This is a genomic window from Streptomyces sp. NBC_01320, assembly GCF_035974375.1.
GTDB classification, from domain to species: Bacteria; Actinomycetota; Actinomycetes; order Streptomycetales; family Streptomycetaceae; genus Streptomyces; species Streptomyces yanii.
This window is the reverse complement of the sequence record NZ_CP108390.1, coordinates 1229397-1247137: the sequence shown is the minus strand read 5'-3', so window position 1 is coordinate 1247137 and position 17741 is coordinate 1229397. Positions and strand designations below refer to the sequence as shown.

The window sequence follows — 17741 nt, the reverse complement described above, 5'->3', positions numbered from 1 at the left end:
GGCGAGCATAGTCACGATCTTCGCCATCTCCCCTGGCGAACGAATCGATCACAAAGCATGACGAACAGTGACAGTACGCGAGGTCGCATCGCGCCCCGCTAGAGAAGACGGACTAAAGGCGTGTGTGATGTTGTGATCAACTGGTTGTCGGTAGGAGGTCGTCGGTCCAGATCATCGAGGCGCGGAGGCGGAGGCCGGCGAGATAGCTCCCGGACACGGCCTCGTCCGGCTGCCGTACGGGCAGGCCCGCGCCCTGCTCGATGAGCACACGGCCGTCAGCGATGTGCCGGGCACGGGCTGGGACCTGCACGAGTGGCGGCAATCCGGCCTCACCCACCTCAGCGAGGCCGGCGCGAGCCTGCCGATGCTCATGGTCAAGTCGAGGCACAAGAAACTGAGCTGCCCCGAGCTTCGTAGAGTCCGCGATCGTGTGATCAAGCGGTCTGCGGGGCTTCCTCCAGGCTCGCCCAGTAGACCTGCTCGTACTCGTCGGGTGGGACGTAACCCAGGGCGGAGTGGAGTCGTTCACCGTTGTACCACGCGACCCACTGGAAAACGGCCCGCTCGACCTCGTCGAAGTCCCGCCACGGGCCCTGATGCTCGATCACTTCGGCCTTGAATGTCCCGTTCAGAGCCTCGGCCATCGCGTTGGCGTGATCCGTCAACTGCAAGTGATCCCGACTCTGGAGACGGAGGTCAGGGGCGGGTGCGGGTGACGCATCCGTTCCATCCCCTGGCGGGGCTGGAGTTGGAGTTCATCGAGCGTCGGCAGTGCTGGCGTGGGGACCGGGTGTACTACTTCGACGAGGTGGGCGGCCGGTCGAAGATCCCGACGGAGTGGACGTCGGTGGCGCCGGTGGACGCGTTCGTGGTCGCCGCCGAGGGTTCGTGTCCGTTCCGGACGCAGGATCTGGTGGAGCTGGCCGGGTTGATCGACCGGCTGCGGGGTGTCGGGGAGATCACGTCGTGAGCGTCGTGGTGTTCGTGCCGTGGCTCGGGGAGCTCGCCGGTCCGGATGGGGGCGCGTTCTTCGCCGGGGTATGCGCTGGCCTGCTTCTTTCACTCCTCGTGGTATCGGCCTGGGGGTTGGCCGGGCCCGGTGGCGCCGGAATCCTGGTGACAGGCATCGGGAGAGGAGGCGGGCATGGCGACGAGGGTGGTCGATCCGGCGAAGGTGCGGGCCCTGGAGGAGTCCCGGACGCTCAACCCGCGGCCCGAGCAGGTGGTGGACGAGGCGTTCATCAACTCGCCGTTCCTGGATCCGTACGATCTGGTGCAGGTCAAGTACGAGATGGTGCGCCGGGTGCGGGTGGACAAGGTGCCCGTGGCGCGGGCGGCGCCCGCGTTCGGGTTCTGCCGGCAGTCTTTCTATGCGATCGCCGCCGCGCTGGACGCGGGCGGCCCGGCGGCTCTGGCGCCGGGCAAGCCCGGCCCGAAGGGCCCCAGCAAGCTGACCGGGCCGGTCATGGAACACCTCGAGGCCCTGCTGGAGACCAACCCCGGGCTGAAGGCGCCGGCCTTGGCGGTCGTGGTGGCCGAGTCGTTCGGGATCACCGTGCACCCGCGGTCCGTCGAGCGGGCCCTGGCCCGCAGGCGCGAGGCCCGGGCCCACGGCCAGGAGGAGAACATACGAGGCGCCGACCGCTGAGGCGGACGGCGGGACAAGGACCTCGGAGGAGTACGAGCGGCTGCGGTCCGCGGTCGTTCACGGTCACGGCGGTGGATGGCGGCACGGTTTCGCGGTGCTGGCCCGCTCGGGCATGGCCGCCTGGAGTCGCGCGATCCTCGCTCTGGTCGCCGTCCGTGACAAGCCGCCGGGGCCTGCGGCCCCGGCGGCCGGGGGCGATGTCACCGCTGATGTCGCAGCCGAACTCGTCGACGCCCTGGCCTCGCTGGTCCTGGGACGCCTCCAGCCACCCTGATCCCGTCACCGTCACCGTCACCGTCACCGTCACCGTCACCGTCACCGTCACCGTCACCGTCACCGGGAGTGTTGCGCTCGTAAGGGAGTCCGTCATGCAGGATCAGCCGTCCGGAGCGGGGAAGGTCACCGCTTGTCCGGTGCCACTGAACCTTGACCGTTTGCCACTGAAGTTTGACCGGCACCCCGGCGCCCGGCGACCGCTGTCTGGGACACTCGCTCCATGCCTGGTGCCAGACAACATGATTCCAAGCCCTTGCGGTCCATGCGGCTTGCCGCCTGGATCTTTCCCGTGGACATCGACGGTCGGCAACGACAGTCGTGGTCCGAGTGGACGAACTGGCGGATGTTCGTGCTACTCCTCTCAGGGCCGTTCATGCTGATTGGTGCGTTCACTGTCCGAGGCCCCGGAGTGACTTGGTGGGAACGAGGCGGTTTTGCTGCGGTCGGCGCCGCCGTATCGGCGATCTTGGTTCGCGCGGTGATCGGGTACAGGCGGCTGACAGCCTCAACTCGGCAGGGGCCGAAAACGTAGCAGCAGGCCGTCGTCGACCTCTGCCGGCGCCCCCACTGCCCCTACAAGTCGCCCCGAGTCCCAGCCGGTCAAACTTCAGTGGCAGGAAACAACCACTCGTCAAAGTTCGGTGGCAAACGGTCAAGGTTCAGTGGCACCGGACACCGCTGATCAACTCCGGCGAGGGGCGTATCTCTATGTCCGTCAGTCCTCGCTGAAGCAGGTCGTCAACAACACCGAGTCCACCCAGCGGCAGTACGCGCTGCGGGGCCGGGCCATCGCGCTGGGTTGGGGCGAGGGCCAGATCACCGTGATCGACACCGATCAGGGACAGTCCGGGGCTTCCGCGGCGGGCCGGGACGGCTTCCAGCTGCTGGTCTCCGAGGTCTCGCTCGGGCGGGCCGGGATCGTGCTCGGCCTGGAGGTGTCCCGCCTCGCGCGGAACAACACCGACTGGCATCGGCTCCTGGAGATCTGCGCGATGACCGGGACGCTGATCCTGGACGAGGACGGTCTCTACGATCCCCGCTCGTTCAACGACCGTCTCGTCCTTGGGCTCAAAGGCACCATGTCCGAAGCGGAGTTGCACCTGCTCAAGGCGCGTCTTCGGGGCGGTCAGCTGTCCAAGGCCCGGCGCGGGGAGCTGAAGCAGTGCCTGCCGATCGGCTATGTCCATGATCCACTGGACCGGATCGTCAAGGACCCTGATGCCGCGGTCCGCGGCGCTGTCGAGCGGGTCTTCACCCTGTTCGCGGCGAGTGGCTCGGCCCGCCAGGTCGTCATCGCCTTCGCCGCCGACCAGCTGTCCTTCCCCGCCCGGATCCGCACCGGCGCCCACAAGGGTGAGCTGGTCTGGGGCCCGCTGAAGCACTGGCGGGTACTGAACATGCTGCACAACCCCTGCTATGCGGGCGCGTTCGTCTACGGACGGAAACGTTCCGGCCGCACCCCGGAGGGGAAGACCACGCTGTCCGACGTCCCGCGCGAGCAGTGGACCGCGTTGATCGAGGACCACCACGAGGGCTACCTCTCCTTCGAGCAGTGGGAGGACAACGGCCGACTGCTCCTGTCCAACGCGACCGGCCGGGGCGAGGGGAGCAAGGCCGGGCCGCCGCGGGAAGGGCCGGCGCTGCTGCAGGGGCTGGTGATCTGCGGGAAGTGCGGCCGGCGGATGACGGTCGGCTACCGCTTGCACCGCGGCGAACTCCTGCCCGACTACCGGTGCATGACCCATGCCATCCAGGACGGCGCCCGGATCTGCGAACGCCTGCCCGGCAAGGCCCTGGACGCCGCCGTCGCCCGCCTCGTCCTGGGCGCTCTCACCCCGCTGGCCATCGACGCCGCCCTGAAAGTCACCGACCAGCTCACCGCCCGCGCCGCCGAGGCCGACCAGCTCAGGGCCAGCCACGTGAAACGGGCCCAGCACCACGCCGACCTCGCCCGGCGCCGCTACCTCGCCGTCGACCCCGACAACCGCCTGGTCGCCGACGCCCTGGAAGCCGACTGGAACCGCGCCCTGCGCGAGGTCACCGAGGCCAAGGACACCTACGAACGCGCCAAGAGCGAGGCCGCCCCGCTCGAGGCAGCCGTCCGCGACCGGCTGGGCACCCTGGCCGCCGACGTCCACCGCCTGTGGGCCGATGCCGACACCCCGATGCGGGAACGCAAACGCATCGCCCGCCTCCTGATCACCGATGTCACCCTCACTCGCACCGACCAGATCACCGCGCAGATCCGGCTGTCCGCCGGGCAGCACCACACCCTGAACCTCCCCATGCCGCTGGCCGGCGGGAAGGTCTGGAAGACCCCCGCGGCCACCGTCGACCTGATCGACCAGCTCCTGGAGGACCACACCCACCGCGAGATCGCCGCGATTCTCAACGCGCGTGGTCACGCCAGCGGCAAGGGCCAGCCCTTCACCGCCCTGCTGGTCCGCAACATCCGCGACGTCTACCACCTCACCCACCGCTACGACCGTCTGCGGGCACGCGGCCTGCTCAGCTTCACCGAGTACGCCGACGCGATCGGCGTCAGCGAAACCACCGTCAAGATCTGGCGGCGCACCGGCCTCATCCACGGCATCGCCTACAACGACAAGAACTGCTACCTCTTCCACCCACCCGGCCCCGACCACCCCGCACCCGAGGTCGCCCAGGGCATCAGGCTCAGCGACCGCATCGCGGCCCAACAGGCCGCTCTGTCCGCAGAATCCCGAAGGAGCGCAGTGTGATGGCAACGGTTTATCGTACGAGTCTGCGACGGAGCCGACCGATGCCGAGGCTCCGACCTCCGCCAGTCGCTCTGTGTAGCGAATGGACACGTATTGCGACCCGCGGTCGGAATGATGAATGAGGTCGGCGTCCTTCTTGATCTTCTGCCGCCACAGCGCCATCTCCAGCGCGTCCAGAGGCAGGTCGGTGCGCATGTGGGTGGCGGCCTGCCAGCCCACGATCCGACGCGAGTAGGCATCCAGGACGAAGGCGACGTAGACCCAGCCCGACCAGGTGCGGATGTAGGTGAGGTCGGCCAGCCACAGCTGGTTCGGCCGCTCGGCGGTGAATCGTCGGTTGACCAGGTCCGGGGGTCGGGGGGTGCCTCTATGTTCTTCGTCAAGGTCATGCCGCCTGGTTTGTGACTGTTTGGGTTGGTCATGCAGCGAGGGTGACGGCGGGGGTTCGGGGTTCGTAGAAGGTTCCGTCGCGGAGCATGGCGAACAGGACGCTGATGCGCTGGCGGGCGAGGCGGAGGAGGGCCTGGGTATGGGTTTTCCCTCGGGCTCGTTGGCGGTCGTAGTAGGTGCGGGAGGCGGGATCGGCGTTCATGCAGGCGAAGGCGGAGAGGAACATTGCACGTTTGAGTTGCCGGTTTCCGCCTCGGGGTGCGTGTTCGCCGTGGATCGAGGTGCCGGATTGCTTGGTGGTTGGGGCGAGGCCGGCGTAGGAGGCGAGGTGGGCGGCGGTGGGGAAGCTGGTGCCGTCGCCGACGGTGGTCAGCAGGACTGCGGCGGTCCTGACGCCGACGCCGGGCATCGAGGTCAGGACCTGGGAAAGAGGGTGGGATTCCAGCAGGGTGCTGATCTGGGTTTCCAGGGCTCGGCGTTGTTCGTGGACGGCGCCGAGCGAGCGGGCCAGGGAGGGGATCACGACGTCGAGGGTGCCGGTGCCCGGGACGACGACGGTCTGTTCGTCGAGGGCGTCGAAGACGTCGTCGATCAGTCGGGTGGCCATGCGCGGGGCCTTGGGGCGGATGAGCTCGGCGAGCCTGCGGCGGCCGGCTTTGCGCAGGGCGGCCGGGGATCCGTAGCGCTCCAGCAGCCAGGTGACGGCCTGGTGGTCCAGGCGGGGCCCGAGGACGCGTTCGAGGCTGGGGTGGAACTGGGTGAGCAGGCCACGTATCCGGTTGGATGTGCGGGTGGCCTCGGCGGCGAGGTCCTGGTCGAAGCCGACGAGCACGGTCAGCTCGGCGGTGATCTCGTCGGTCAGCTCCAGGGTGCGCAGGGTGTGGGGCATGGTGCGGGCGGCGTCCGCGATGACCGCGGCGTCTTTCGCGTCGGTCTTGGCCTCGCCCGGGTAGAGATCGGCGATCCGCCGCATGGCCAGGCCGGGCAGGTAGGCGACCTTGCAGCCGGCGTCTCGGGCGACGGTCAGCGGGAGGGCGCCGATGGAGGCGGGCTGGTCCACGATCACCAGCACGGTGCCGAACTTCGCCGTGAGCTTGTCGAAGACGGCCCGCAGTCTGGGTTCACTGTTGGGCAGCGGCTTGTCGAAGACCTTCTTCCCCGCCGGGGTCAGCCCGTGCCCGTGATGGGTGCTCTTGCCGACGTCCAGGCCCAGGAAGACGCCCACCTCGGTCGTGTCGAACATCGTTACTCCCTCTCCCCAAGGGGTGTTCTCAGTGCCGGCCTCGGCGTCGGTGTCGTGCTCGCGCATCCACGTTATGCAGACCTGCCGCCCGCGAACTGCCCGGCATTGCGCCGGACCAGACGGTGGCCGGACCTCTCATCAGCGTCTCCGACGACACCTCCCGGGCCCGGTGACACCACCCCCCAGGTCATGCCTTCGACAGGGGGACACAGTCATGCCGGGCCGGGAGGCCAGCGGTCCCGTTGCAGGACCGCGAAAAACATAACGGGGGGGCGGCCGGCTCTGGGATCGTGGTGCGGCGGCGTTGCCCGCGGATGACGCCCTCGATGCCGAGCTCGCGCATCAGCCGCTCAACCGTGCACCGGGCTACCTGGTGTCCGGCGCGGACCAGGGCCCGGGCGACCCGGCGGGCGCCATAGGTGCGACCGGAGTCCTCCCACACCGCTGTGACCAGCGGAATCAAGTCCTCGTCGCGGAGTCGGCGGGCCGACTTCGGACGCTGCTTGCGCGCGAAGTACGTTGACGCAGACAGCTGAAGCACCCGGCAGACGGGATCGACCCCGAAGCCGTCGCGCAGGTGGTCGATCACCTGTTCGGCCTCGTCCGGGGACGGTCGATCTCCTGGGCAAAAAACACGCTGGCCGCTTTGAGGATCTCGTTGGCCCGCCTCAACTCGGCGTTTTCCTTGCGGAGTTCTTTCAGCTCGTCGCGTTCGGCGGTGGTGAGGCGGTCGTCGCGCTCGCCTGCGTCGGCCTCGGCCTGGCGGACCCAGGACCGCAGGGCTTCCTTGTGGATGCCGAGATCACAGGCGACGTGCGCCACGGGCCGACCGGTCGAGCGGACCTCGCGGACGGCGCGCTCGCGGAGTTCATCGGGGTACTTACGGGGTGCTGGCACTGCTGGTGGTTCTCCTTACGCCTGGGTCGTAACCCAGGCTTCAAGGACTCCACGAAGTTCAGTGCAGCTCACCAGGACCCCGCCCGGGTGCGGCGCGGTCTCGGGATCGGCCAGCAGCAGTTCCGCCCTGCGGGCGTTGACCCGCTCGTGGTCCCAGGTCGACTCGGACAGGAAGAACTGCAGCCGTTGTACCGAGGGGTGCTGGGCCCCGACCACGGGCTCGGTGCTGGCCAGGCAGGTCAGCGTCTTGTTGCGGTCCCGCGGCAGCAGCAGACCGGTCAGGTACTCGCGGAAACCCCGGCGCTGTGCCAACGTGGACAGCAGGTCATCAAAGCGTGCGGCGTAGCCTTCCAGCGGGCCCGGCGCGGGCGGACACGGCAAACGACGGGTCATCACAGCCCCCAGTCAGCGAGGCGACGTTCCTCTGCTACCGGCCTACGGCTGCCCTGACCCGCAGTCAACAAACCACCGCTAGCGGGCACTCGCCAGCTCCGAGGGAACCTCTGCCGTGCCGGCCAGGTCGGACACATCGACGGAGGCCAGCGGGATCGTCGAGAACATCGGCGGCTCCTCCTCGGGCGTCAGCGCCGTCGGGCCGTAGATCCACTGGGTGAAGGCGTAGTCGTAGGTGTCGCGGTCCCGCAGGATAGCGTTGCGCTGTAGCCGGGCGACGCCGTCGAGGTGCCACAGCTCGCCCCACGCGCGCGCTGTGGTCAGCACTCGTCGGCAGTGCTCGGGGCGGACCGCCTCGTATGCTGCGAGCGTGCCCGGCCAGTCGACCGAGCCGTCCTCGGCGCGCCGCGCCGCGACGTGCTTGGCGAGCACCCATCCGTCCTCGATCGCCATGACCGCGCCCTGCGCCATGTACTGAAGCGGCGGGTGGGCGGCGTCACCGAGCAGTGCGATGTTGCCACGGACCCAGTTCATGATCGGATCGCGGTCAAACATCCGCCACCACCGGTCGCGCCACATGAGTGGGATGCCGGCTCGGACCTCCGGGCAGGTCGAGGCGAAGCGGGCGTCGAGTTCGTCGGGCGTGCCCCAGTTCTCCTCGCCGGCGAGAGCCTTAGGGGACTCGAAGACCGCGACCTGATTGAGCATCTCGCCACCGCGCAGCCCGTACTGGACGAAGTGACAGCGCGGGCCGACATGAACCGAAACCTCGCTGAGGTCGACGTCCCGACCGGTCACTTGCTCGATGGGCACCGCAGCACGGTAGGCAACGTACGCCGAGCTGACCGGCTCGTCCTCGACCAGGAGCCGGCGTGCGACAGAGTGCAAGCCGTCCGCGGCGATGACGATCCGGGCTTCGTCGGTCCGACCGTCCTCCAGCAGCACTCGAGCACCGGACTCGGTGTTCTCATAGCCGCTCACGCGCGCGTCGGTCACCAAGTCGACTCCCGCGCGCCGGCAGGCACGCAGGAACATGCCGTGCAGGTCGCTGCGGTGGATGACCATGTACGGGAAGCCGTACTTGCGCTCCAGATCGACCAGGTCCAAGCGGGTCAGCTCGCTGCCGTCGACGGCGTCACGCATCACCATGCTCGTCGGCACCACGCCGAGACTCTTGGCCTCGTCGAGCAGGCCGTACTCGTCCAGGATCCGGGTGCAGTTGGGTGCGATCTGGATGCCGGCGCCGACCTCGCCGAACTCGCGGGCCTGGTCCAACACGCGCACCTGCATGCCCTCGCGGGCCAGCGCGAATGCCGCGCTCAGGCCGCCGATGCCGCCCCCGATCACCAGGACGTCGCTGGCAGTCGTGTTCCCGTCGGGTGCGGGCGGGGTCGTGGGTGTGGCCATGTTGTGCTCCTCGGTGCCGGGAACTCTCACAACCACGCCGGCAGGGCCGGCGCGGGGGAGCCGTCGGTTTTTGTCAGGGTGTGCGGACGGCCGACGAGGTACGCCGTGACCTCCGCAAGCGGGCCGACGACCGGGGCGATGGCGCCTTCGCCGGGCAGCGCCCAGCGGTCGTCGGTGTCTGTGGTGGTGAGCACGACTGCAGGGCCCAAGGCACTGCTGCGCATGGTCACGACGTCGTCGGCCAGGGCTGCGAGGAAGCCGAGGGGCAGGTCGGCGAATGCGACACCGGCGGCCAGGTCGACGGCGTGTACGCAGACCTCGCGCGAGCGCAGCCACGGGATCTCGGTCGCGGGGACCGTGCGGCCCTGAGCGGTGACCACCTCCGCGCGCCACTGCTCCGTGTTCAGGCCGGCCATGCCGAAGGCGAGTCGCTCCGTAGACTCGCGCAGCCAGCCGGCCAGCTCGGCGGCCGGCTCCGTGGCGCCGGCCGCAATGTCGGCATTGCGCTGCTGGGGCGAGGAGTACATGGGGGTTTCCTCGCCAGTAGCGGCCCAGTGCACCAGGTTGCTCAGCGCGTCGGCGTCCGCGGCCACGTGGGCCACGAGGTGCTTGCGGCTCCAGTCGGGGAGCGCGGAGGGGGCTGTGTACTGCTCCTCGCCCCACCCCGCGGTGGCGTCGAGGAGCAGCTTGGTGCCTGCCTCGCTCCAGCGCAGAGCGTCGTCGAAGGTGCGGCGCATCACACCACACCTTCCTTGGCCACGATGTTCTCAAGCCGCCCGATGCCCTCGATCTCGGTGACGACCCGTTCGCCGCCAACCAGGTAGCGCTTCGGGTCACGGGCGTGACCGACGCCGCCGGGAGTGCCGGTCGCGATGATGTCGCCGGGGTTGAGACGCACCACGGTCGAGACGTACTCGACCAGCGCGACCGGGTCGAAGAGCAGATCGCCGGTGTTGTCGTGCTGCATGACCTCGCCGTCGACGCTCAAAGTGACATCGAGCGCGGGACGCACGCCGCCGGGCAGCTCGTCGGAAGTCACGAGGTACGGGCCGACCGGGGTGGAGGAATCCCACATCTTGCCCTGCAGCCACTCGCGGGTCCGGAACTGCCAATCCCGACAGGTGATGTCATTGAGGATGGTGAAGCCGGCGATCGCGGCCTCGGCATCCGCGCCCGAGGCATGACGGACCGGCGCACCGATCACCAGGGCGAGTTCGACCTCCCAGTCGACCTGCTCGGTCTCGTCGGGGCGGGCGATCTCGTCCGTGGCGCCGATGAGGCAGTCGGCGAACTTCGCGAACAGCGTGGGGTACTTCGGCAGGTCGCGCCCCATCTCCTGGATGTGGTTCTTGTAGTTGAGCCCCACACAAACGACCTTCGAGGGACGTGGGACGACCGGCGCGAAGTCCGCGCCCTCGACCGGGTACGTCGTGGCGGTGTCGGCATCGACGGCCGCGGCCTTCTCAACCCAGCCGTCCTGGGCGAGGAGCTCGCCGAGATCGGAGACGCCGAGATCGACCAGCCGGTCGCCGTCGAGACGCACGGCTCGGGTCGAGCCGCTGTCGCGGAGGGTGGCGAGCTTCATCGGGTGGGCCCCTCAGCGCTGGTGTCGTGCTGGGTACGGTTGAGCTGGAGAGCTTCGAAGACCGGGGTGTCGCTGAAACGGAACAGGTCCAGTGCGTCGGAGTCGGAGTCGGTGGAGCCGGCCTCGGAGCGTGCCGAGAAGGCCTCCCAGGACGGAACGATGAACAGGTCGCCGCGGGTGACCGACCAGGTCTTGTCGCCGACGGTGACGGTGCCGGAGCCGTCGAAGACCTGGTAGACCGACGAGCCGGTCTCGCGGACCGGGGCGGTTTCGGCGCCGCGGGCGATGCGGTGCATCTCGGCGCGGATCGTGGGCAGGACGTCGGCGCCGGTGGCGGGGTTGGTGTAGCGGACCGCCGCGTGGCCGGATTCGACAGTGCCACCGAAGCCTTCGGACTCGATGGCGAGTTGATCGGCCAGGGCGCGGTCGGTGAACTCCCACTTGTAGGACAGGAGCGGGGTGCCCGGGGAGAGTTCGCCAACCGACAGCGGACGCAGACCCGGGTGGGCCCACAGCCGCTCGGAGCGGGAGCGCTCGGGCGTGATCCGCTCGGCGTCAGTGATCTCGGCGCGGCCGAACTCGAAGAACTGCGCCTCGGTGACGTACTGGAGGGGAATGTCGAGGCCGTCGATCCAGGCCATCGGCTCGCTGGTCGCGTTGTGGTGGGCGTGCCAGTTCCATCCGGCTTGGGGAAGGAAGTCTCCGCGGCGCATCGGCACCGCGTCGCCGCCGACGACCGTCCACACGCCCTCGCCCTCCACGACGAAGCGGAAGGCATGCTGGGTGTGGCGGTGCTCGGGGGCGTCCTCCCCCGGCATGAGGTACTGGATCGCGGCCCACAACGTAGGGGTCGCGAAGGGGCGGCCGCCCAGCGTCGGGTTCGCCAGCGCGATCGCACGCCGCTCCCCGCCACGGCCGACCGGGACCAGGTCGCCGGCCTGCGCCGCGAGCGAGCGCAGGTTCTCCCAGCGCCACAGGTGCGGCACCGCATGCGACCGGGGGTGCGCCGGCATCAAGTCGCCGATCTCCGTCCACAGCGGTACCAGCAGCTCCTGCTCGAAACCGCGGTAGAGATCCTCGAGAGCGGGGGTGATGGCGGGCTGGTCCGGCGTATCGACTGCGCGGAGCCGCACTGGAAACCGGGGCTCCGCGGCGGTCGTGGTCACAGGAGTACTCATGCCGGTTAGTGTTGCTGCCGGAACACGACGAAGAACCAATAATTCTGCTCTTCAGAATTCTCACCTGAGGCGTGGACAAGCTGCTGAAGTCCCCGCCGACACGATCCGCAGCGTGAACCCGCCCGGCGGGTCGCCGCGACGCTGTAGCTCGAGGGTGAGCTGACCGTCTCGGAGGCGGCCGAGCGACTGGGCGTGGCCCGCTCCACCGCACACCGGTTGCTCGCGATGCTGGTGTGCCGGGACTTCGCGGTCCAGGACGAGCGACACGTCTACCGGGCAGGTCCGGTCCTGGAACTTGCCGCCCACTCGCCCTCGTTTGCGTTCCAGCTGAGGGCCACGGTCCTCCCGCATCTGCACCGGCTGGTCGGCGTGTTCGACGAGTCCGCCAACCTGTCGGTGCGCACCGGTGACACGGTCTGGTTCATCGCCAGTGTCGAGTGCGCCCGGTCACTGCGGGTGGGCTCTCACGAGGGCATGGTATTCCCGGCGCACCGCACCACCGCGGGGCTGCTGCTGGCCGAGATGCCCGGCCAGGAACTCGAAGAGGTCTACGCGGCCGAACGGTACGACCGGCCGGGGGAGCGGCCCGATTTGGCTCAGCTGCAGACTGAGCTGGCCCGGGTGCGGCGCACCGGTTTCGCGCTCAACCAGGGCCGCTCCGAGCGTGGAGTGGTGGCGCTGGGCGTGCCAGTGCGGGGGCCGGACGGAGACCCTCTCGCCGGCCTGTCTGTGTCGATGCCGAGCGTGCGCTACGACCGGCACCAGTTGCCGTCGCTGTTCAACATCCTCACCCGCGCGGCAGGTGCCATCGAGGCCGAGCTCGCCCGGGCCGCCTGAGCCGGATACAGCCCGGATGCACCGTGGCGGCGGAACGAGCGGTGGATCGTGCAGCGAGTGGACACGCCCCGTCCGCCCGTCCGTCAGGGGCGGGAGTGTTCACGCGTCCCCCAGCGCCTCCCGGGTCTCCTGAGCGGCGGCGAGCAGGTGTGCGGCGAATCGGTCGACATCCCCCTGGGCGTACCGGGCGAAGGGCATGGCGATACTGAAGGCCGCTCGCTCGCCGTTGATCACGCCGAGCGACACAGCGAAGGCCGCGACGCCTGCTTCAGACTCCTCGAAGTTCACGCCGATCCTCTGCAGGCGAGTTTGCTCGAGGTCCTTGTGGATCTTGTCCAGATCGATGTCGGGCTCGCGCCCCCGCACACCCGAGAGCGCAACCCCATAACGGGCGTTGACCTCGTCACGGGGCAGCTCGGCCAGCGTAGCTTTGCCGGCCGAAGTTGTGTGCGCCGGGAGCCTGACGCCGGTCCGCAGGCCGAACCGCAAGGCGCGGGATGTCGCCTCGATGCCATCGACATGGTGGATCTCGGTACCGACGAGAGTCGCCAGGTGCACTGTTTCGTGCACATTCTCGAACAGTCGCTCAAGAAAGGGGCGCACCGCCGTTTTCAGTGGCGGCACCGGCCTCACCATTCCGGGACGCAAGAACTCCGGGCCGGGCTCATAGCGCTTGCGCTCACCCTGCTGGGCGAAGCCGTCGGCAGCGAGTGTGGCGAGCAGGCGCTGCGCCGTTGAGGGGTTGACGTCCAGGGCTCTGGCCGCCTCAGTGACGCTGAGGCTGCCCTGCTTCGCCATCAGTTTGAGCAGCACGAGCGCGCGGTGGACTGCGCCCACCAATACCGGGGGGTTTGAATTGCGTATCACGCAATCCAAACTATCACTCTTGTGCTCTCTGCAATTATCGGGCTACGTTCTCCGGCACGCGGGACGAAGGAAGCCCCCTCCCGCCCCACCCCCCTCGCATGGCGGCAGAGGGATCGGGCTGAAGCCTCGCGAACAACAGCGGCCCGGACGACGTCACAAACTGCCGCCATCCCCCCTTCTCACGGGCCGGCCCGCCCACTCCAACAAGGAGTCCCGATGAGTCAGTCAGTCCCGGCCAAGTTGATCAAGCGACCTAGCCGCCCTGCTACGTCCGCCTCGCCCCAGGCGAAGCGCGCCGTGGTCAGCGGGACGTTCGGTTCGGCGCTGGAATGGTTCGACTTCGCTGTCTACGGCGCGATGTCCGCGACCGTTTTTCCGTCCCTCTTCTTCAACGAGTTGGACCCCGCCATGGGGCTCCTGGCCTCCTTCGCCGCCTTCGGCGTCGGTTTCTTCGCCAGACCGCTCGGCGGCATCGTCTTCGGTCACCTCGGCGACCGCATCGGCAGACGCAAGGTCCTGCTCACCACGTTCATCTCCATGGGCATCGGGTCCCTGTTGATCGGACTCCTCCCGTCCTATTCCGCGATCGGCTTCGCGGCACCCCTGCTGCTGGTGCTGATGCGGTTCATCCAGGGCTTCGCCCTCGGCGGAGAGGCCACCGGCGCGCAGCTGATGACCATGGAGCACGCGCCGGCCGACCGCCGCGCCTTCTACGGCGCGCTCATGGCAATGGGGTCACCGATCAGCCAGGTGGCAGCGAACGCCATGCTCGCGCTGCTCTCCGGCGTCCTCAGCGAGGAGGCGTTCATGTCCTGGGGCTGGCGCGTGCCCTTCCTGCTGAGCATCCTGCTCGTCGCCGTCGGCATCTACATCCGGGTCAAGGTGGAGGAAACCCCGGTCTTCCAGGAGGGCAAGGAGGAATTCGCCGAGGAAGCCACGAACCCGGCGGCGGTGCTGCGCACCCACGGCGTCACGATCGCGCGGCTCATCCTGGCGTACTCGCCGATCGTCCTCACCTTCTACGTCGTGTCGGTCTTCGGAATCAGCTACCTGACCCAGCACGGCTTCACCAGGAGCCAGACGTTCACGATCATCATGATCTCGAACTTCCTGTCCGTGATCGCGATCTGGTGGGGCGGGCGCCTGGCCGACCTCTACGGCCGCCGGAAGATCCTCGTCATCGGCTCCATCGGTTCGCTCGCCGCGGCCCTTGTCTTCTTCCGCGTCGTCGACCTGGGCAACTTCCCCATCACGCTGGCCATGGTCTCGTTCGCGCTTGTCGCGGCCCAGTTCGGCAATGCCGGCCAGGGAGCCCTCTTCGCCGAGGCGTTCCCCACCCACATGCGTTACACCGGTTCAGCCCTGGCGCTCACCGGCTCGAACCTCCTCTTCGCCGCTCCGGCCCCGTTCCTGGCCTCGTGGCTCACCGGCCTCAACGGTGGAGGCACCATCTACATCACGGTCTTCTGGGTGGCCGTCATTGCTGCCGCGATCATCAACATGCTGCTGATGGGCGACGGCAAGACGCTCGAGGGCGGCGAGCACCGGTTCGGCCGGTACGTGACTGCCGCCGAGACTGACGGGGAGCCGGCTCGTACAGGAGTGGTGGACCGGTGATTGTCGAGCAGCGCATCTACGTTCTCCACACGGGCGCGAGCCTGGCTGAGTACCTCGACGCCTACGAGAACATCGGCCTTCCGGTGCAGAAACCGATTCTCGGCGGCTTCCTCGGATATTTCACCACCGAGTTCGGCCGCCAGAACGAAATCAATCACTTCTGGGCCTACACCGACCTTGAGGACCGTCGCCGACGGCGTGCCGAGCTCGCCCAGAACGAGCAGTGGCAGAAGTGCCTGGCCATCATCCGCCCCATGATCATGACGATGGAGAACAAGATCATGTATCCGACGTCATTCTCGCCGATCCGCTCCCTGCCCGTCTCCGTCACCGACGCGGACACGGCGTTCACCACGAAGTAAGGACGTGACGATGACGACGACCCTGCCCCAGACCGACGCGTCCACCCCTGCCCGGGGGCGCACCCAGACGGCCATCGTCACCGGCGGTGCCGGCGGTATCGGCGCCGCGATCAGCCGACGGCTGGCCGAGGCCGGCTACGGCATCGTCGTGGCCGACATCGACGCCGAGGCCGCCTGCCGCACCGCGGAAACCCTTCCTGAGGTCGACGGTGCCGAACACCGCGGCTTCGGCGGGGACCTGACCAGTTCGGCAGTCAACCGCGAACTCACCGCCTTCGCCGCGGACGGCGGGCCCCTCGGTGCCATCGTCAACGCCGTCGGGATCTCACCCAAGCGCAACGGCAAAAAGATCCCGTTTCACGAGCTGAGCGACGACGAGTGGAACCGGGTGATGGCGGTCAACGCCTCCGCCCCCTTCTTCATGGTGCGCGAGGCCCACCGGTACATGCCCACCGACGGCAGCGCGAGCATTGTCAACCTGCTCTCGATCACGGCGAAGCTCGGGGCAGGCGGCGCAGAGCAGGCGGACTTCCCGCCCTTCCTGCCCTCCACGATTGCCTACGCCGCCAGCAAGGCCGCGCTGCAAAACCTCACGGCCAGCCTCTCCCGCGAGCTCGCCCCGCTGCAGATCCGGGTCAACGGCGTCGCGCCCGGGTTCGTGCAGACGCCGATGATGGGTGGTGTCCCGGCCGACCGGCTCATCAGCCAAGTTCCGATGAAGCGGTTCGCCCGTCCCGAGGAGATCGCCGAGGCCGTCGCGTTCCTCGTCAGCGACAAGGCCAGCTACATCAACGGCACGAGCCTCGACGTCAACGGCGGCTGGCTCACCTGTTAGCACCCATCCACTTTCATTTCCCGCTTGTTTCGTCCCGAAAGGCAGTAGCGCCCATGCCCATGTCCATGTCCATGCCCGAGCACACCTTTGACCTGGTCGTCGTCGGTTCCGGTATAGCAGGCCAGGCGGCGGCGACGGCTGCGGCCGAGTCCGGCCTCGAGGTGGTCCTTCTGGAGAAGACCGACGAGCTGGGGGGTTCCTCCGCGATGAGCGGCGGGTGGTTCGCGTTCACCGGGACACAGGAGCAGGCCGCGGAGGGGATCGAGGACTCGGCCGAGCTGTTCCTCAAGGACATGCTCGAGGTCGGTGAGCACCTCAACGACCGATCGTTGCTGGAGGCGTACCTGGCGAACCAGGAGGACACCTACCGGTGGCTCAAGGCCCACGGTGTGGTCTTCCGGGAAGTGGAGATCAGCTCGGGGCAGTCAGCCAGGCGCAGCCACAACTCCGTGATCAAGGAGGTCCTCGGCACCCTCCACCAGGCGTTCACCACCGTCGGCGGGCAGACTCGGCTGAACCACCGCGCTGTCCGGCTGGTGCGGGACGCCTCCGGCCGGGTGAGCGGGGTGGTGGCCGACACCCCCGACGGGCAGGCCCTGTTCAGCGGGCGAGGCGGGGTGGTGCTGGCCACCGGCGGCTTTTCCCGGGGCACCGACCTGTTGAAGATCTTCGCCCCCGAGCAGCTCGCAGCGATCCCCTACGGCGGCAAGGGCAACACCGGCGACGGGCTGAAGATGGCGTGGAGGCTCGGAGCCGGCATGGCCGACATGTCGTTCGTCTCCGGGACCTACGGGTCGCACCCGGAGACTGGTGAGGAGTTCCATGAGCTGCTCACCAGTTACTACATGGGCGCGATCATCGTGAACAAGCACGGCCAGCGGTTCGTCGACGAGTCCCAGTCGTACAAGACGCTCGGACGGGTGGTTCTCGACCAGCCCGATGGGCTCGGATTCCAGATCTTCGACGCCAAGGTGCGGGCCAAGTCCCACCGCGGTATCCCACTGAAGGACATCGACATGCTCGAGGACATCGGCCACGTCTTCAAAGCCGACACCCTCCAAGAGCTCGCCGAACTGGCCGGCATCGAACCCGCCAGCCTGCTCGAAACCGTGGAACGGTACAACGCCGTGGCGGCCGGAGAGCAGGCGGACCAAGTGGGGCGTACCAGCCTGTGCAACGGCGTCGGTGACCTGCTGCCCATCGATCAGGCACCCTTCTACGCCTACCCGGCCAAGTCGCTGATGACCACCACCTATTGCGGCATCACGATCAACACGCACGGTCAGGTGCTCGACGTCGACGGCGAGGTCATTGACGGCCTGTACGCCATCGGGGAGGTCACCGGCGGGTTCCACGGTGCCGCCTACATCACGGGCACCTCGCTCGGCAAGGGCGCCGTCTTCGGCCGCATCACCGCTCAGCATGCCGTCACCGACGTCGCCACCAGCGTCCGCGCCTGAAGGGA

General features: G+C 68.4%; 19 protein-coding genes and 2 pseudogenes. 9 read left to right on the top strand and 12 right to left on the bottom strand.

The features are described 5' to 3' along the window. Nucleotides 1–136 precede the first annotated feature (136 nt). Both OG395_RS58110 and OG395_RS06190 read right to left on the bottom strand, forming a co-directional pair. Entirely contained in the window at nucleotides 137–310 is a 174-nt protein-coding gene (locus tag OG395_RS58110) for a hypothetical protein (protein WP_442818517.1), read from the bottom strand. Nucleotides 311–434: 124 nt separating this feature from the next. Beyond that, the gene (locus OG395_RS06190; protein WP_327241977.1) at nucleotides 435–665 is read right to left on the bottom strand and encodes an integrase core domain-containing protein; all 231 of its coding nucleotides are present in this window, start codon (nucleotides 663–665) and stop codon (nucleotides 435–437) included. 47 nt (nucleotides 666–712) lie between these two features. Between OG395_RS06190 and OG395_RS06185 the strand changes: the two genes are divergently transcribed. The 4 genes from OG395_RS06185 to OG395_RS06170 all read left to right on the top strand — a co-directional run bounded on the left by OG395_RS06185 (nucleotide 713) and on the right by OG395_RS06170 (nucleotide 4665). After that, nucleotides 713–970, top strand: a complete 258-nt coding sequence (locus OG395_RS06185) for a DUF5372 family protein (RefSeq protein WP_266977827.1) — start codon at nucleotides 713–715, stop codon at nucleotides 968–970. 174 nt (nucleotides 971–1144) lie between these two features. Then, entirely contained in the window at nucleotides 1145–1648 is a 504-nt protein-coding gene (locus OG395_RS06180) for a helix-turn-helix domain-containing protein (protein WP_266977828.1), read from the top strand. Nucleotides 1649–1742: 94 nt separating this feature from the next. Beyond that, entirely contained in the window at nucleotides 1743–1922 is a 180-nt protein-coding gene (locus OG395_RS06175) for a hypothetical protein (RefSeq protein ID WP_266977829.1), read from the top strand. A 664-nt stretch (nucleotides 1923–2586) separates the two neighbouring features. Beyond that, nucleotides 2587–4665, top strand: coding sequence for a recombinase family protein (locus OG395_RS06170; protein WP_327241976.1), 2079 nt, complete (start codon nucleotides 2587–2589; stop codon nucleotides 4663–4665). Between the two features lie 3 nt (nucleotides 4666–4668). Here the strand turns inward: OG395_RS06170 and OG395_RS06165 are convergent. From OG395_RS06165 to OG395_RS06125, 9 genes and pseudogenes are all read right to left on the bottom strand, one after another. Continuing rightward, nucleotides 4669–5022, bottom strand: a pseudogene (locus OG395_RS06165) (DDE-type integrase/transposase/recombinase); the annotation flags it as partial. Between the two features lie 61 nt (nucleotides 5023–5083). Next, entirely contained in the window at nucleotides 5084–6298 is a 1215-nt protein-coding gene (locus tag OG395_RS06160) for an IS110 family transposase (RefSeq protein WP_327241975.1), read from the bottom strand. 187 nt (nucleotides 6299–6485) lie between these two features. Next, nucleotides 6486–6887, bottom strand: a complete 402-nt coding sequence (locus OG395_RS06155; RefSeq protein WP_327241974.1) for an IS3 family transposase — start codon at nucleotides 6885–6887, stop codon at nucleotides 6486–6488. Further along, entirely contained in the window at nucleotides 6884–7195 is a 312-nt protein-coding gene (locus tag OG395_RS06150; RefSeq protein ID WP_327241973.1) for a transposase, read from the bottom strand. Before OG395_RS06150 ends, OG395_RS06155 begins: the two co-directional genes overlap by 4 nt. 69 nt (nucleotides 7196–7264) lie before the next feature. Continuing rightward, nucleotides 7265–7588, bottom strand: a pseudogene (locus tag OG395_RS06145) (transposase); the annotation flags it as partial. A 78-nt stretch (nucleotides 7589–7666) separates the two neighbouring features. Further along, the gene (locus tag OG395_RS06140) at nucleotides 7667–8995 is read right to left on the bottom strand and encodes an FAD-dependent oxidoreductase (protein ID WP_327241971.1); all 1329 of its coding nucleotides are present in this window, start codon (nucleotides 8993–8995) and stop codon (nucleotides 7667–7669) included. 26 nt (nucleotides 8996–9021) lie between these two features. Then, nucleotides 9022–9732 carry a maleylpyruvate isomerase family mycothiol-dependent enzyme gene (locus OG395_RS06135; protein WP_327241970.1) on the bottom strand — a complete coding sequence of 237 codons (711 nt, stop codon included), beginning with the start codon at nucleotides 9730–9732 and terminating at the stop codon, nucleotides 9022–9024. Further along, nucleotides 9732–10580, bottom strand: coding sequence for a fumarylacetoacetate hydrolase family protein (locus tag OG395_RS06130; RefSeq protein ID WP_327241969.1), 849 nt, complete (start codon nucleotides 10578–10580; stop codon nucleotides 9732–9734). The genes OG395_RS06135 and OG395_RS06130 overlap by 1 nt, the downstream gene beginning before the upstream one ends. Beyond that, nucleotides 10577–11758: a cupin domain-containing protein gene (locus OG395_RS06125; RefSeq protein ID WP_327241968.1), complete on the bottom strand. Its 1182-nt coding sequence runs from the start codon at nucleotides 11756–11758 to the stop codon at nucleotides 10577–10579. Before OG395_RS06125 ends, OG395_RS06130 begins: the two co-directional genes overlap by 4 nt. Before the next feature lie 159 nt (nucleotides 11759–11917). Here OG395_RS06125 and OG395_RS06120 point away from each other — a divergent pair, with 159 nt between their 5' ends. Next, the gene (locus OG395_RS06120) at nucleotides 11918–12595 is read left to right on the top strand and encodes an IclR family transcriptional regulator (RefSeq protein ID WP_442818736.1); all 678 of its coding nucleotides are present in this window, start codon (nucleotides 11918–11920) and stop codon (nucleotides 12593–12595) included. A gap of 99 nt (nucleotides 12596–12694) precedes the next feature. Here OG395_RS06120 and OG395_RS06115 read toward each other — a convergent pair whose 3' ends face one another. Further along, on the bottom strand, nucleotides 12695–13432 hold the full coding sequence (locus OG395_RS06115) for an IclR family transcriptional regulator (RefSeq protein WP_327249260.1): 738 nt from the start codon (nucleotides 13430–13432) through the stop codon (nucleotides 12695–12697). Between the two features lie 246 nt (nucleotides 13433–13678). On the opposite strand from OG395_RS06115, the gene OG395_RS06110 reads away from it, so the two are divergent. The 4 genes from OG395_RS06110 (at nucleotide 13679) to OG395_RS06095 (ending at nucleotide 17736) form a co-directional block, all read left to right on the top strand. Further along, the gene (locus OG395_RS06110) at nucleotides 13679–15079 is read left to right on the top strand and encodes an MFS transporter (RefSeq protein WP_327241966.1); all 1401 of its coding nucleotides are present in this window, start codon (nucleotides 13679–13681) and stop codon (nucleotides 15077–15079) included. Continuing rightward, nucleotides 15076–15441: an NIPSNAP family protein gene (locus tag OG395_RS06105; RefSeq protein ID WP_327241965.1), complete on the top strand. Its 366-nt coding sequence runs from the start codon at nucleotides 15076–15078 to the stop codon at nucleotides 15439–15441. The genes OG395_RS06110 and OG395_RS06105 overlap by 4 nt, the downstream gene beginning before the upstream one ends. Nucleotides 15442–15451: 10 nt before the next feature. Next, entirely contained in the window at nucleotides 15452–16276 is an 825-nt protein-coding gene (locus tag OG395_RS06100; protein WP_327241964.1) for an SDR family NAD(P)-dependent oxidoreductase, read from the top strand. Between the two features lie 65 nt (nucleotides 16277–16341). Continuing rightward, nucleotides 16342–17736, top strand: coding sequence for an FAD-dependent oxidoreductase (locus OG395_RS06095; RefSeq protein ID WP_327241963.1), 1395 nt, complete (start codon nucleotides 16342–16344; stop codon nucleotides 17734–17736). Nucleotides 17737–17741: the final 5 nt, after the last annotated feature.